Raw genomic sequence first — 14,293 nt, forward strand, 5'->3', positions numbered from 1 at the left:
ACGCTGGTCGGCACGATGAGTCCCAAGCAACAACGCGGCGCGGAAACCGCCGACCGTCTCCTGACCGCGGCCCTGCAGGTGTACGCGGAGTCCGGCGAACAGGGCGTCACCGTCAGCGCGCTCAACAAGGCCAGCGGGGTCAGCCTCGGCAGCCTCTACCACCACTTCGGCAGCGTCGACGGCCTCATGAACGCCCTGCTGCTGCGCTGGCTCGGCCGGCTGCTCGGCGAACTGACCACGGCCGTGGAGCGTTCCCGTACCGCCCGCGGCGGCGTCCGGGCCCTCGTGCGGACCTATCTGACCTTCATCCAGGAGCATCCGGACGCGGCCCGGCTCCTGCACTCCTCCTACGCCGACCGGCTCGGAATGGCGCAGGCCAGACAGCTCCGCGACGCGCAGGAGGCGCGGCTGTCGCCGCTCACCGACTGGGTGCGCCTGCACGTCGCGTCGGGTGAACTCGCCCCGCTCTCCGTGCCCATGGTCGAGGCACTGGTCATGGGGCCCGTCGTGGCGACCGCGCGCCGGTGGCTCTCCGGCATCGACGACGTCGACCTCGACGACGCCGCCCGCGTCCTGCCGGACCGCATCTGGCGCTCGCTCGGCCCGTGAGGCGAGCGAGTCACGAGGTGAGCCGTGAGATGGGTCGTGAGGCGACCGGAGTGACGTACTCCGCGGTTATGACACGTCCGGGCCGGGGAGCGATCGACCATGGTCGAGACTGGCGAGACTGCTGACGAAGTGGCCGAACGGCACGGGCTGCGCCCGCTGCCGGTCGAGGGCGGACTGTTCCGGCGGATCTGGGCGGGTCCGCCCGACGCGGACGGCCGCCCCGCGGGTTCGGCGATCGTCGCGCTGCTGACCACGGCCGCAGGTGACTTCTCCGCGCTGCACCGCCTGCCCATCGACGAGGTCTGGCACTTCTACGAGGGTGACGCGCTGGAACTCCTCCTCCTCGCGCCCGACGGCACGGACCGGACGGCCGTGCTGGGCACCGGGGGCGAGGTGCAGCTGGTGGTCCCCGCCGGGACGTGGATGGGGGCGCGCGTCAGGGCCGGCGGCTGCCACGGGTGGGCGCTCTTCGGGACGACGATGGCACCCGGGTTCGTACCCGAGGATTACGAGGGCGGGGACGCCGAGGAGCTGAGTGCCCGTTATCCGAGGCGCGCCGGACTCATCCGGGAGCTGTGCCGGCCCGGGGAGCCGCTGCGGATGCGGGGAGAGGACGGCGGGGATGCGTGAGGGGACTTCGGCGGGTGACGCGGTGATGCGTGAGGGGACTTCGGCGGGTGACGCGGTGATGCGTGACGAGAGCCTGCCCGGGCTGGCCGGGCGCGTCGCCCTGGTGACCGGGGCGAGCGGGGGCATCGGCGCCGGGGTCGCCCTCCGGTTCGCGCAGGCGGGGGCCGCGGTCGTGGTCCACTACCGGCGCGGCGGGGAGCGCGCCGAGGAACTGGTCCGGCGGATCGTGGCGGCGGGCGGTGACGCCCTCGCCGTACCGGCGGACCTCACGCGGGAGGAGGAGTGCCACCGGCTTGTCGCGGAGGCGCACGCCTGGCGCGGGCGCCTGGACGCGCTGGTCAACAGCGCCGGAATCCAGCCGGTGCGGGAACTGGCGGGCATGACGGCCGACGAGTGGCGGCAGCTGTCCGAGGCGAACGTGACGAGCGCGTTCTGCTGCACGCAGGCGGCCGCCGAGATCATGGCCGGACAGGACGGCGGCGGCACGGTGACACACATCGCGTCCATCGAGGGATCGAACCCGGCCCCCGGTCACGCGCACTACAGCGCGTCCAAGGCGGCCCTGATCATGTTCGCCCGCTCGGCGGCCCTGGAGTACGGGCCGCGCGGCATCCGCGTCAACAGCGTCTCGCCCGGCCTCATCGACCGGCCGGGGCTCGCCGACGACTGGCCCGACGGCGTGGCGCGGTGGGGCAGGGCGGCGCCGCTCGGGCGGCTCGGGCGGCCCGAGGACGTCGGCAGCGCCTGCGTGTTCCTGGCCTCGGACGCGGCGTCCTGGATCACGGGGACGGACCTGGTGGTGGACGGCGGGGTGGGGGCGCGGCCGACCTGGTAGGTGCGTCGCCTCGGGCGGCGCGCGCCTTGGCCGGTGTCAGCGGTTCGGGTCCAGGCGGTCCAGGTGGTCCAGGTGGTCCAGGTGGTTCGGGTCCAGGTCCAGATAGGTGAGTACCGCGAGGACGCGGCGGTTGTCGGTGTCCGAGGGAGGCAGGCCCAGCTTCGGGAAGATGTTGCCGATGTGCTTGGCGACGGCCTTCTCGGAGATGAACAGGGCCTCGGCGATTCCCGCGTTGGACCGCCCCTGCGCCAGGCACTCCAGGACCTCGCGCTCGCGTGCGGTGAGCGTCGACATCGCGGTGTCGCGGGCCTTGCGGCCCAGGAGCTGGGAGACCACCTGCGGGTCCATCGCGGTGCCGCCCGCGGCGACGCGCTCGATCGTGGCGATGAACGCGGCGCCGTTGGAGACCCGGTCCTTCAGTACGTATCCGACCCCCTCGGAGCCGGTGGCCAGCAACTCCTGCGCGTACAGCGGCTCCACGTACTGGGAGAGCAGCAGGACCGGCAGACCCGGCACCCGCTCGCGGGCCGTCACGGCGGCGCGTAGGCCCTCGTCGCTGAAGCCGGGCGGGAGCCGGACGTCGACGACGGCGACGTCCGGCCGCGAATCGGTGAGCGAGGCGAGGAGGTCGGGGCCGTTGTCGACGGCCGCCACGACGTCGTGCCCGAAGGCGGTGAGGAGCCTGCTGAGGCCGTCCCTCAGCAGGAAGTGGTCTTCGGCGAGGACAACGCGCACGGCACCTCCAGCGTCACCATGGTCGGTCCGCCGGGCGGGCTGCTCACGGCGAGGACGCCGTCGAAGGTCGCCAGGCGCTGTTCGATGCCACGCAGCCCGGAGCCGCGGGACGCGTCGGCGCCGCCGTGGCCGTCGTCGGTGACGGTGATGCGGAGGGTGCCGCGGCCGCTGCTGCCGCCCGTGTCCTCGCCGCCGTCCGGGGCGGTCGCGCTCTCGTGGCGGACGTCGATCCAGGCCCGTTCCGCCCCGGAGTGCTTCGCGGCGTTGGCCATGATCTCCGAGACCGCGAAGTAGGCGGCCGACTCCACCGGCGGCTCGGGGCGGCCGGGCAGCTCGGCGACGACCTCGGTGGTGAGGGGGCTGATCATCGCCAAGGACCGTACGGCGTCCACGAGTCCGCGGTCCGCGAGGACGGGCGGATGGATGCCGCGGACCAGGTCGCGCAGTTCCTGGAGGGCCTTGGTGGAGTTCTCGCGGGCCTCGACGAGCAGGGCGCGCACGGCCTCCGGGTTGGACTCCAGGAGGTGTTCGGCGGCGTCGAGCGTCATGCCCATCGCCACCAGGCGAGCCTGCGCGCCGTCGTGCAGGTCGCGCTCGATGCGGCGGATCTCCGCCATCTGCGTGTCGACGGCGGCGGTACGGGTGGTGGTGAGGTGGTCGATGCGGTGCGCCATCTCGGACATCTCCGCGCGCAGCGCGCTCTCGCTCGGGCCGAGCACGGTGCGCAGGAAGCGCTCGTGCAGCCGGACGGCGCGGGGTGCGGCCCAGAAGAAGGCGAGGGGGAACTGCAGGGCGCCGAGCACCCCCGCGAGGACGGCCGTCGGCCAGTCCTGCACCGGCACGAACAGATACCAGATGCTGTCCCACTCCTCGGAGAGCCGCACCCCGAACACCGCCGTGACCAGGCCCCACACCCCGCTGAGCACCAGGGCGAGCGGGCCGAGGGCGATCAGGCCGCCGACGCACGCGTCGAGACCGACCCAGCGCCGGTCACGCCACACCTGCCCCTCCTTGCCCGCGAGTTGGGCGCGGAGGGCCAGCCCCTGGTTCTTCTCCGGCAGGTCCCGGTACGGCGCGGGGAAGTCCCGGCCCGACCACTCCTCGGCCAGCCCGCGCTGCCGGTCCGCGAGCCTTCGTACGCTCCGCATGGCGGCCGGAAGCAGCCGGGCGCCGGCCGGACCACCGCCGAGGAGCTGTACGTGGGCCACCCACAGGGAGATCCAGAACGCCTTCAGGGACAGCACCCAGAGGAGAAGGGAGCGTGTGAAGGCGCCACCGGGACTGCTCCCCGTGGGCGTGCGTGGTGGTGTGGTCATGACTTCCCCCTAGCGCCGTGAACTGCGGTTTTCTGACGCGGCGGCCGTCCGCGGGTTCATTATGGGACGGGGGTGGGGCGGACGTCGGTGGTGAAAACTCCCCTCTTCGGGCCAAGAGTTGCTCACTCTGGATGGATGGATGTACGGGCGGACGTGCGGGCGTGCGGGCCTGGCGGATTCTCAGGAGATGCGGGCCAGCCACGCGCGGACGGCCGCGTTGAACTCGTCGGGGCGTTCCAGGTTCGGCATGTGGGCCGCCGACTCGATGACGTGCAGGGCCGAGTCGGGCAGCGCGGCGTGCATCGCCTCGGCGTCGGAGACCGGCGTGAACGCGTCGTCGCGGCCCACGACGACGAGGGACGGGACGTCGACGCGGGTCAACAGGTCGCGGTAGTCGGGGCGTTCGGCCCGGCCGCGCAGGGCGGCGGCCGCACCCTCGGGCGGGGCGGCGAGCATCATGCGGTGGACGTACGCGGACGCCTCCGTGTTGTACGGGGCCACCATCTTGTCCCGCACCTCATCCGCGTACCCCTTCATTCCCTCGGCGAGGAGACGGTCGGCGGAGGAGTTGCGGGCGACCTTGCCGTCCGGGGACTCGGCGGCGGGGAAGGTGTCCGCGAGGAGGAGCCCGGTGATGCGCTCCGGGAAGAGGCGGTAGCACTCCATCACGATCTGACCGCCCATGGAGAGCCCGCCGAGTGCGAACTCCCGTATGCCCAGGTGGTCCATGAGGGCGGCGATGTCCTCGGCGAAGGTGGCGAAGCCGGTCGTGCCGGGGACGACGGTGGACTCGCCGTAGCCGCGGAGGTCCGGGGTGATCACGCGGTGGGTCGCGGCGAGTTCGGTGCGCTGCGGGGCCCACATGGAGCGGTCGAAGGGGTGACCGTGGACGAGTACGAGGGGGTGGGGGCGGGTGTTCGGGGGGTTCGGGGTGTTCGGGGTTCCCGTCTCGCCGTGGGTGTCGTCGTAGCCGATGGTGATCCCGTTGAGCTGTGCGGTTGCCATGCGGGGAGGCTAGGCGGGGGGATGGGGCGGTGCAATGAATTACGGGGGGGATGGGGCAGGGGCGGGCCCATGGGTGCCCCGAGAGGGGCGGAGGCACGCCCATGGGTGTCCCGAGGGTGTCCCGAGGGTGTGCCGAGGGTGTCCCGAGAGGGGCGCTTCCGTGGCCGCACCAGTCTGGCGGTCACTTATGAGGATCCTGTCAGGCCGCTGTCCTGATCCCGTTTGGCCGGCCTGATCCGGCCGGGGCATGCCTATCCTCAACGCCATGTGCGCTTTTGTCCTGGTCGCGGAGGACGACGAGAAACAGGCCGAGCTGGTCCGCCGCTACCTGGAGCGCGAGGGTCACTCGGTCGCCGTCGTCCACGACGGTTCCGCCGCCCTCGCCGAGGTGCGGCACCGGCTACCGGACCTGCTGATCCTCGACGTGATGATGCCGGGCGCCGACGGCCTGGAGGTCACCCGTCTCCTGCGGGACGGGAGCGGGCCGCCCGAGCTCGCGCGGCTGCCGATCCTGATGCTGACCGCCCGCACCACGGAGGACGACCTGCTCGCGGGCCTCGACACGGGCGCCGACGACTACCTCACGAAGCCGTACAGCCCGCGCGAGCTGATGGCCCGGGTACGGACGCTGCTGCGCCGCGCGGGCGGCATCCAGCCGCCGCTGCCCGACGCCGACCGGCGGATCCTGCGCGTCGGCGGCCTCGTCGTCGACCCGCTGCGGCACGAGGTGACGGTCGACGGGCGGCACGTGGACTGCACTCCGGGGGAGTTCGACCTGCTCTCCGCGCTCGCGGAGGAGCCGGACCGGGTCTTCACCCGGCCCCAGCTCCTCGACCGCATCCACGGCTCGTCCGGTTACATATCCGCCCGCACGGTCGACGTGCACGTCCTCAACCTCCGCAAGAAAATCGAATCCGACCCGCGCCGCCCCGATCGCCTGGTGACGGTCTTCGGGGTGGGATACAAGCTGGCGGGTGGGGGTGCCGGTGGGGGTGCGGGTGCGGGGACCGGTGCTGGTGCCGGTGCCGGGGCGGGCGCGGGAGCGGTAACGGGACTGGGGCTGGGAGCAGGTGCGGGACCGGCCGGGGGCGGTTCGGGCTCCGGCGGTGCGGTCGCCCGTGGGGTGGTTGCCGGAGGCGTGGGCATCGGCGGGCCGGGCACCGACGGTATGGTCGCCGGTGGGCCGTGCACTGGCGGGGTGGTCGGCGGTGGGCTGGGCGCCGACGGGGTGGTCGGCGGTGGGCCGGGCACCGGCGGGGTGGGCGCCGGCGAGCCGGGCGTCGACGGTGTGGTCGCCGATGAGCCGGGCGTTGACGGTGTGGGCGCCGGCGGACCGGGTGTCGACGGTGTGGCGGCGCAGCGTCGTGCGTGATGTTCCGCTTCGTAAGAGCCTGCTGGCGCGCCTCCTCGCCGTGTCCGTCCTGGTCTCCATCGGTTCCATCGCCGCCACCGCGTGGCTCGCGGCGCAGACCACCTCCGGCGCGCTGCGCCAGGAGCAGGGCCAGGTCCTCGCCGACGACGCCCGCATCTACGACAGGCTCCTCGGCGTCGGCGCGAGCGCACCCCAGTGGCGGGGCGCCGACAAGGCCGTACGCGAACTGTCCCGCAACACCGGCCGCCGTATCGCCCTCACCACCCAGGACCACAAGGTCATCGCGGACTCGGCGCCCCGCCGCACCGCCCTGCCCCCGACCGCATCCGCCGTGCTCGACCCCCTCTCCGTGGACGCGACGCTGGCGCCGGGCCGCGCGGACGAGGACACGGCGGTCGACCGCATCGACCCGCGCGCGGTCGGCCCCTACCGCCTCCCCGGGCAGGAGCGCAGGGCCCTCAAGGAGGCCGCCGCCCGGAGCGCGGCCTGCCTGACGGAGCTCGGGATGAGCCCCGAAGTCGTCTTCGGGACCGGCGGCCGGCCCTTCGTGCGACTCGACTACCACTCCGGCGAGTTCATGGACTCGCGCTGCCGCATGAGCCTGCTCGACGTGCCCACCGCACACGAACAGAAGGCCCTCGACAAGCTCAACTCCCTCGCCGACGCCTGCATGAAGCGGCGCGGGCTCGCCCCCGTCCCGATCAGCCTCGACCTGACCGCGCGGTCCGGACCGAAACCGATCGGCGCCGCCCCGACGTCGGTGCCCGTGGCGCCCCGCGAGACCCCGCCCGTCGACTCACCGGCCGCCCCCGGCCCCGACCCCGCCTTCACCCCGACCTACCCGGACCCGACCGCGAGCGAGCCGGCGGCGGACAGGCTGGCCACGGACGAGCAGGCCGCGCGGAGGCAGGCCGCCGCGGCCAAGCCGGCCGTGGGTGAGCCGACCGACGCCGCCATCAGGTCCTGTGTCGACACCGCGCGCCGCGAGCAACTCGGCCCGTACGTCTCCTCGCCCGCGCTGCTCTTCATCACCAGCTCCGACGGCACTCGCAGCACCCCCGCCTTCAGCCTCTCCCGGGCCAACACCGCCCGCCTGGCCGGGCTCGCCGCCGCCGTCCTCGCCGTCACGGTCGCCGTCACCGCCCTCGCCGCGACCCGGCTCACCCGGCCGCTGCGCGCGCTCACCACCGCGACGCGGCGCATGAAGGCGGGCGAGCCGAGCGAGCCGGTGCCCGAACGGGTCACCCGCTCGGCGGGCGAGATCAGCCAACTGGCCGCCGCGTTCAACGACATGGCGGCCCACCGCAAGGCCCTGGAGGAACAGCGCAAGGCCATGGTGAGCGACGTGGCGCACGAACTGCGCACCCCGCTGTCCAACATCCGCGGCTGGCTGGAGGCGGCGGAGGACGGCGTCGTCGACACCGACCCCGAACTGGTCACCTCGCTCCTCGAAGAGGCCCTGCTGCTCCAGCACATCGTCGACGACCTCCAGGACCTGGCGGCCGCCGACGCGGGCACGCTCCGGCTGCACCGCGAGCCGGTGCGCGCCGCCGAGATCGCCGACCAGGTGGCGGCGGCGCACCAGGCGCGCGCGGACACGGCCGGGGTGAAGCTCAGGGCCACCGCGTTCGGTGACCCGTGGGTGACGGCCGACCCGCTGCGGCTGCGCCAGGCGGTCGGCAACCTCGTCTCCAACGCCGTCCGCCACACCCCCGAGGGCGGCAGCGTCCGCATCAGCTGCCGCACGACGTCCGACGCGGTGCTCATCGAAGTCGCCGACACGGGCACCGGCATCGCGCCCGCCGACCTGCCGCATGTCTTCGACCGGTTCTGGCGCGCCGACAAGTCGCGGACCCGCGCGACGGGCGGCAGTGGTCTTGGCCTGTCGATCGTGCGGAAGCTGGTGGAGGCGCACGACGGGACGGTGTCGGCGGAGAGCGTGCCGGGGAAGGGCTCGCTGTTCACGGTGCGGCTGCCGGGGGAGCAGCGGCCGCCGGGAGAGTAACGGCTTCCGGAGGGGGAGGAGGTGGGGGAGGGGGCGGCAGGGCGAAAGCCCCGGTCGGTCACCTCCGCCGACCGGGGCTTTCTCTGCCCCCGGATCCGGCCGCGGCGGCGACACTCCCCCGAGCTACGCGCTGTGCGCGAGTACCGGCGGGCCAGATCCGATGCAGTGATCAGATCAGGCCACGCCAACAGATCGCTAACATGTGGCCCGACGGCTCTCTGAGCACATCGGATCAGCTCCGGATCAGCTCCGGATCGGCTCCGGAACAGACACGCAGCCGGTACCCGCAGCCGGTGCACACAGCGGGACATGGCGATACGAGTACGGCACGGGGGAACGGTGTGAGTGATCGATGCGGGCTGCGGTTCGGTCTGCTCGGGGCACCTGCCGTGTACGACGACGAGGGCGAGCCGCACCCCGTACGCAGTGCGAAGGGCCGCGCCCTGCTGGCCGCGCTCCTGCTCGAACCCGACCGGGTCGTCTCCCTCGGCGCCCTCAAGGACGCCCTGTGGGGCGACTTTCCGCCAGCTTCGGCACAGGCGTCCCTGCAGAACCACGTGACGCGGCTGCGGCGCCTCCTCGACGATCCGCGGCGGCTGCGCGCGGTGCCGCCCGGATACCGGCTCCGCGTCGGCGAGGGCGAGTTGGACGTCCGGGTCTTCGAACACCTGGTGGCGCAGGCGCGGGCCGCGCACGCGGCGGGGGACTGGGCGCGGACCGCCGCCCGCGCGACGGACGCGCTCTCGCTGTGGCGCGGCACGCCGTTGAGCGGCCTCCCGGACTCGCTGGACGGCCACCCCCTCATACCGCGCCTCGAAGAGGCACGTCTCCTCGCCCTTGAATGGCGGTACGACGCCGAACTGGAACTCGGCACCGGCGGCCTGGCGGCGCTCGCCCCCGAACTCGCCGCACTGGTCGCGGAGCATCCGCTCCGCGAGGCCTTCCACCGCCAGCTGATGCTCGTCCTGCACCGTACGGGCCGCCAGGCCGAGGCCCTCGCCGTCCACCGTGAACTGCGCCGCAGACTCATCGAGGAACTCGGCGTGGAACCGGGCACGGCGGTGCGTGACGCGCACCGGGAGGTGCTGGGGGCGGCCCCGGGCGGCGAGACGGCGGATCTGGGCGGGGAACCGGCGGATCTGGGTGCGGGGGAGTCCACAGACGTGCCGCCACCCGTTCCCGCGGAAGCGTCCCGGCCCGAATGCGCGGATGGGGCGGGACGCGCCGGGGCGGCCCGTCCCGCGCAACTGCCGCCTGCGCCAGCTCACTTCACCGGCCGGGACGGCACCGTCCGCTCGCTCCAACTCGCCCTGGCCGGAGGATCGCGCGTCGCCGTCGTCTCCGGCATGGCCGGGGTCGGCAAGAGCGCGCTCGCCGTGCATGTGGCGCACGCGCTGCGGGAGGAGTTCCCCGACGGCCAGCTCTACGTCAACCTGCGCGGCGCGACACCCGGCATGACCCCACTCACCCCGTGCCAGGCCCTCGCCGCCCTCCTCCGCGACCTCGGCGCCGAACCCCCACAGGCTTCCGGCAGCCGCGTGTGCGGAGAGGACGTCGGCAGCCCCGAGGACCGGCCGTCGCCGGATGCCGCGAGTGTGGGATGTGCATCGCCGGGTGGCACAAGCGTGAGCCGTGAGGCGCCGGGCACGCAGGGTGCGGCGGATGTGCCGGCTGCGCCGGGTGCGGCGGCAGGGGTGGGGTGCGCGGTGCCGGATGCCGTCGGCGCGCGTCGTGAATCGCCGGATGCGGCGAGCGCGTTGCTGCGGTCCCTGCTCGCGCCCACCCGCACGCTCATGGTCCTGGACGACGCGGCGACGGCGGCGCAAGTGCGGCCCCTGCTGCCCGCAGGCTCCGGCTGCGCGGTGATCGTCACCAGCCGCTCGCCGCTGACGGCCCTCGACGGCGCCGCCCGCTTCCCGCTTGCGCCCCTCTCCGACAGGGACAGCGCCGCACTGCTGCGCGCCGTCTCCGGCCGCGCGGGGCTCGACGCCGGGCACCCGCTGATCGAACTCGCGGGCCGCCTCCCCCTAGCCCTGCGCATCGTCGCCGCCCGTCTGGCTGCCCGCCGCGCCCTCACCCCGGACGCCCTCGCCGAACTCCTCACCGTCAGCGGCGGCCGCCTGCACCACCTGGAGTACGACGACCTGAGCGTGCGCCGCTCCCTCGCCGTCGCCCTCGACGCCCTGCGCACCTCGGACCGCGAGGCCGACCGCGACGCCGCCCGCGCCCTCACCCGGATCGGCGCGCTCGACCTGCCGACGTACGGAGTGCCGCTCCTGGCCCGCCTGTTGGGCACCGACGAACTGCGCGCAGGCGCGGCCCTCGACCGCCTCGTCGACGTCGCGCTCCTCGAAGAGACGTCCTACGGCCGGTACGCCCCGCACGATCTCGTACGCGACTTCGCCCGGGAGACGGCCACCAGGGGCCAGGGCGGAGCCGCCGCGTGCGCCGGCGTCGTCGAGGAGGCCTTCCGTTGGTACGCGGAGTCCGCCCGCCGCACCCTGCTGGCGATCCTCCCCGAGGGCCTGGACCGCTCCGACCGCCTACGCGGCGTCGGGCCCCGCCTCGTACGCGCCGAGCGCGGCGAGGCGGAAGTGCCCCCGTCAACGGGGGAGCCCGTGGGACGCCCGGCCCAGCCTATGGACGTCCCCACCCCACCCGCGGCGGGAACAAGCCCGTCCGCGGCGGCGACGGGCACACCCCCGGAGACGGGCGCACCCCCGGAGACAGGCACACCCCCGGCACACGCACCCATGTCCGCAGAGGACGCCTTCGCCTGGGGAGACGCCGAGCTCGCCAATGTGCTCGCCCTCGCCGAGAGGCACCGCGACCCCCTCGGCCTGCTTCCCGTCCTGGTCCGCTGTCTCTTCCCGTACCTCCAACGCCGCGGCTGCCTCACTGAGTTGGCGGTGCTCGGGGCCCTCGCCCTGGACGGCGCCCGCCGGCAGGGCGACGCCGCCGCCGAGGCCCAAGCCCTCACCGATCTCGCGGGGCTGCACTTCATGTCAGGCCGGAGCCGGGAGGCCCTCGCCCTGAACGACGAGGCGCTCGCCCTCTGGCGGGCACTCGGCATCGTGTCCTGCGTACGGCGCGGCCTCAACAACCGCGGGCTCCTCCTCGAAGGCCTCGGCCGCCACGCCGAATCCGCCGAGGCGCTCCACCAGAGCCTCGACCTCGCGCAGGACCTCGCGGACCCGCTCAGCGAGGCGATCACCCTCAGCCACCTCGGCAACCTCTACGAGCACACCGACGCCCGCGCCGCCATCGCCCACCACGAACGCAGCCTCGCGATCGGCGAGACCATCGGGCACGCCGTCGTCCGCCAGTCCGCCCACTGCAACATCGGCTACGCCCACCTCACCCTCGGCGAACCGGCCGCCGCCCTCGGCCACTTCGAGGAGAGCCTGCGTCTGCACGGCGAGTACGAGGACTGGCACGGAGCCTCCCAGGCCCGCCTCGGACTGGTCCGCGCCCTGCGCGGACTCTCCCGTTCCGTGGAGGCGACGCGTGAGTGCGCCGCCCTCCTCGACCGTGCCGAACAACGCGGCGACACCCACATGACGGGCCTCGCCCGGCACCAGCGCGGGCTCCTGCTCCGGGCGGCGGGACGTGACGAAGAGGCGTACGACCAGTGGAGGGCCGCGCTGCGCGCGCTGGACGGGACGGACAGCAAGGTGTCGGACGAGCTGCGGGAGCTGCTGGCGGCGGCGTAGCACCACTCCCCTCTCCCGCCTCTTCGTCGTACTTCCGTCTTCTTCCGTCTTCTTCCTACTTCGCGTCCGCGTAGCACTCCACCACAGCCGTGGTGAACGGGAACCGGACCGGCGTCTCCCCGAACGCGATCCGGCCCGCGAGATCCCCCGCCTCGCGCACCGCGCGCACCACCGTGTCCGCCTCCTCGGCAGGGCAGTGCAGGATGACCTCGTCGTGCTGGAAGAACACGAGCCGGGCCCGCAGGCCGCCCTCCGCGATCGACCGCCGCAAGGCGGCCAGCATCAGCAGCGCCCAGTCCGCCGCGCTGCCCTGCACCACGAAGTTGCGGGTGAAGCGGCCGCGGGCGCGGGCGTCGGACGAGGCGTAGCCCGGAGTGAACTCGCCCTCGGAGGGCGGCCCCCCGTCACCGCCGGCCGGTACGGCCACGGAGCCCGTCAGGCCCGTTCGGCCCGTCGGGTCCTCTTGGGGGATGCCCGCCTCGTCGTCCTCCCCGGCACCCGCCGCGGGCGGACTCGTCCGCCCCAGCCACGTCCGTACGAGCCGGCCCTCCTCGCCCGCCTTCGCCGCGTCGTCGACGTACGCGACGGCCAGCGGGAAGCGGCGGCGCAGCGCCGCCAGGTTCTTCAGGCCGTCGCCCGACGTCTGTCCGTACACCGCGCCGAGCAGAGCGATCTTCGCGTGCTCGCGGTCGCCGGAGAACGCACGGTCCGAGAGGCGGGTGTACAGGTCCTCCTCGCTGCCCGCCACCTCCATCAGGCCCCGGTCGCGCGAGATCGCGGCGAGGACCCTCGGCTCCATCTGATCGGCGTCGGCGACGACGAGCCGCCAACCGGGGTCGGCGACGACGGCCCTGCGGATCACCTTCGGGATCTGGAGCGCGCCGCCGCCGTTGGTCGTCCAGCGGCCGCTGACCGAGCCGCCCGGGGTGTACTCCGGACGGAAACGGCCGTCGTGCACCCAGTCCTGGAGCCAGCTCCAGCCGTGGGCGGTCCAGATCCGGTACAGCTTCTTGTACTCGATGAGGGGCTTCACTGCGGGGTGGTCGATCCCCTCGAGCTCCCAGCGCCGCGTCGACTTCACCCTGATGCCCGCCTGCGCGAAGGCCTTGACGACGTCCGCGGCCAGATCGGGGCGGACGCGGCGGCCGAACGCGGTGGACACCTCGTCGGCGAGCTCGGCGAGACGGCGGGGCTCGCCGCGCCCCGCGTACCGCTCGCCGAGCAGTTCGGTCAGGAGCGCGCGGTGGACGTCGGCGCGCCAGGGCAGGCCCGCGTCGTTCATCTCGGCGGCCACGAGCATGCCGGCGGACTCGGACGCGGTGAGCAGGCGCATGCGGCCGGGGTGGGCGGTCGCGTCGTGTCTTCGCTGCTGCTCGGCGTGCACCTCCACGAGCTCCGCGAGGGACAGGTCGGTGCCGCCGGGGCGGGGCTCGAAGAGGGAGTCCTGGGTGCCGGGCTCGGCGGCGCGGGGCGGGGGGTCGGGGGGCACGGGGGTGTTGCGGATGCGGGCGAGGGCCGCGGCGGCGGAGCGGGGCTCGCCGAGGCGGCCCTCGTGGCCTAGGAGGAGGAGCTCGGCGGCCTCGATGTCGTAGCAGCGGGGGACGCGGAGGCCGGCTGCGAGGAGGCGGGGGTAGACGGCGGCGGTGGACCGCCAGACCCAGCGGTCCACGTCGGGGCGCTTGCGGACGGCTTCGGCGAGGTCGGGCTCGTGGATCTCGGCCCCTGCGGGCAGGCCGTCGTCCCCGAGCCGGACGAGCTCCGCGGCTCCTCCCTCGACAACACGAACAACCCACCTCTCACCCACACCCCCACCATCGCACCCGGCACTGACATTGCCCTCTGCTTCCTGTGCGCGGGCCGCGCCTTGTGCCGTCGGTGGGGCGGGGCGGGTTCTGGCGGGGGCGCCTTGGGCGGGGTTCGCCTTTGCTTCGTCTGTGGGCGGGGCGGGTTCTGGCGTCGTTCCCTTGGGGGGGCGCCTTCTGCTCGTCTGTGGGGCGGGGCCGCGGGGGTATGTGCGTACTCGCCATCCCTGCGCCGCGCCTCAAGTCCAAAGGCGCCAGAGTGTGCTCGGTG

General features: G+C 74.0%; 9 protein-coding genes and 1 pseudogene. 6 read left to right on the forward strand and 4 right to left on the reverse strand.

Annotated elements, in window-relative coordinates; all coding sequences use genetic code 11:
- Positions 1-15: 15 nt before the first annotated feature.
- The 3 genes from ACH4D5_RS15605 to ACH4D5_RS15615 all read left to right on the forward strand — a co-directional run bounded on the left by ACH4D5_RS15605 (position 16) and on the right by ACH4D5_RS15615 (position 2,074).
- A complete protein-coding gene (locus tag ACH4D5_RS15605) occupies positions 16-609 on the forward strand; it encodes a TetR/AcrR family transcriptional regulator (protein ID WP_398302395.1) in 594 nt (197 codons plus the stop codon).
- Between the two features lie 99 nt (positions 610-708).
- On the forward strand, positions 709-1,239 hold the full coding sequence (locus ACH4D5_RS15610; RefSeq protein ID WP_398302397.1) for a cupin domain-containing protein: 531 nt from the start codon (positions 709-711) through the stop codon (positions 1,237-1,239).
- A 58-nt stretch (positions 1,240-1,297) separates the two neighbouring features.
- Positions 1,298-2,074 (forward strand): SDR family NAD(P)-dependent oxidoreductase, encoded by a 777-nt coding sequence (locus ACH4D5_RS15615; RefSeq protein WP_398302638.1) that lies wholly within the window; start codon positions 1,298-1,300, stop codon positions 2,072-2,074.
- Positions 2,075-2,110: 36 nt separating this feature from the next.
- Here ACH4D5_RS15615 and ACH4D5_RS15620 read toward each other — a convergent pair whose 3' ends face one another.
- From ACH4D5_RS15620 to ACH4D5_RS15630, 3 genes are all read right to left on the reverse strand, one after another.
- Entirely contained in the window at positions 2,111-2,809 is a 699-nt protein-coding gene (locus ACH4D5_RS15620; protein WP_398302399.1) for a LuxR C-terminal-related transcriptional regulator, read from the reverse strand.
- On the reverse strand, positions 2,773-4,125 hold the full coding sequence (locus ACH4D5_RS15625; protein ID WP_398302401.1) for a sensor histidine kinase: 1,353 nt from the start codon (positions 4,123-4,125) through the stop codon (positions 2,773-2,775). The genes ACH4D5_RS15620 and ACH4D5_RS15625 overlap by 37 nt, the downstream gene beginning before the upstream one ends.
- Positions 4,126-4,305: 180 nt before the next feature.
- Positions 4,306-5,130 (reverse strand): alpha/beta fold hydrolase, encoded by an 825-nt coding sequence (locus ACH4D5_RS15630; RefSeq protein WP_398302403.1) that lies wholly within the window; start codon positions 5,128-5,130, stop codon positions 4,306-4,308.
- Between the two features lie 265 nt (positions 5,131-5,395).
- Here ACH4D5_RS15630 and ACH4D5_RS15635 point away from each other — a divergent pair.
- The 3 genes and pseudogenes from ACH4D5_RS15635 to ACH4D5_RS15645 form a co-directional block, all read left to right on the forward strand.
- Positions 5,396-6,100 (forward strand): annotated as a pseudogene (locus ACH4D5_RS15635) (response regulator transcription factor); the annotation flags it as partial.
- 328 nt (positions 6,101-6,428) lie between these two features.
- Entirely contained in the window at positions 6,429-8,507 is a 2,079-nt protein-coding gene (locus ACH4D5_RS15640) for a sensor histidine kinase (RefSeq protein WP_398302405.1), read from the forward strand.
- A gap of 341 nt (positions 8,508-8,848) precedes the next feature.
- Positions 8,849-12,220, forward strand: a complete 3,372-nt coding sequence (locus ACH4D5_RS15645; protein WP_398302407.1) for a BTAD domain-containing putative transcriptional regulator — start codon at positions 8,849-8,851, stop codon at positions 12,218-12,220.
- Positions 12,221-12,275: 55 nt separating this feature from the next.
- Here ACH4D5_RS15645 and ACH4D5_RS15650 read toward each other — a convergent pair whose 3' ends face one another.
- Positions 12,276-14,024 (reverse strand): bifunctional 3'-5' exonuclease/DNA polymerase, encoded by a 1,749-nt coding sequence (locus ACH4D5_RS15650; protein WP_398302409.1) that lies wholly within the window; start codon positions 14,022-14,024, stop codon positions 12,276-12,278.
- Between the last annotated feature and the right edge of the window lie 269 nt (positions 14,025-14,293).

This window comes from Streptomyces sp. NPDC018029 (assembly GCF_044327655.1).
Lineage (GTDB): Bacteria > Actinomycetota > Actinomycetes > Streptomycetales > Streptomycetaceae > Streptomyces.

Coding starts and splice junctions, on each gene's coding strand:
- ACH4D5_RS15605 (WP_398302395.1), top strand. CDS start 16: ATGAGTCCCAAGCAACAACGCGGCGCGGAAACCGCCGACCGTCTCCTG.
- ACH4D5_RS15610 (WP_398302397.1), top strand. CDS start 709: ATGGTCGAGACTGGCGAGACTGCTGACGAAGTGGCCGAACGGCACGGG.
- ACH4D5_RS15615 (WP_398302638.1), top strand. CDS start 1,298: ATGCGTGACGAGAGCCTGCCCGGGCTGGCCGGGCGCGTCGCCCTGGTG.
- ACH4D5_RS15625 (WP_398302401.1), bottom strand. CDS start 4,125: ATGACCACACCACCACGCACGCCCACGGGGAGCAGTCCCGGTGGCGCC.
- ACH4D5_RS15630 (WP_398302403.1), bottom strand. CDS start 5,130: ATGGCAACCGCACAGCTCAACGGGATCACCATCGGCTACGACGACACC.
- ACH4D5_RS15640 (WP_398302405.1), top strand. CDS start 6,429: ATGAGCCGGGCGTTGACGGTGTGGGCGCCGGCGGACCGGGTGTCGACG.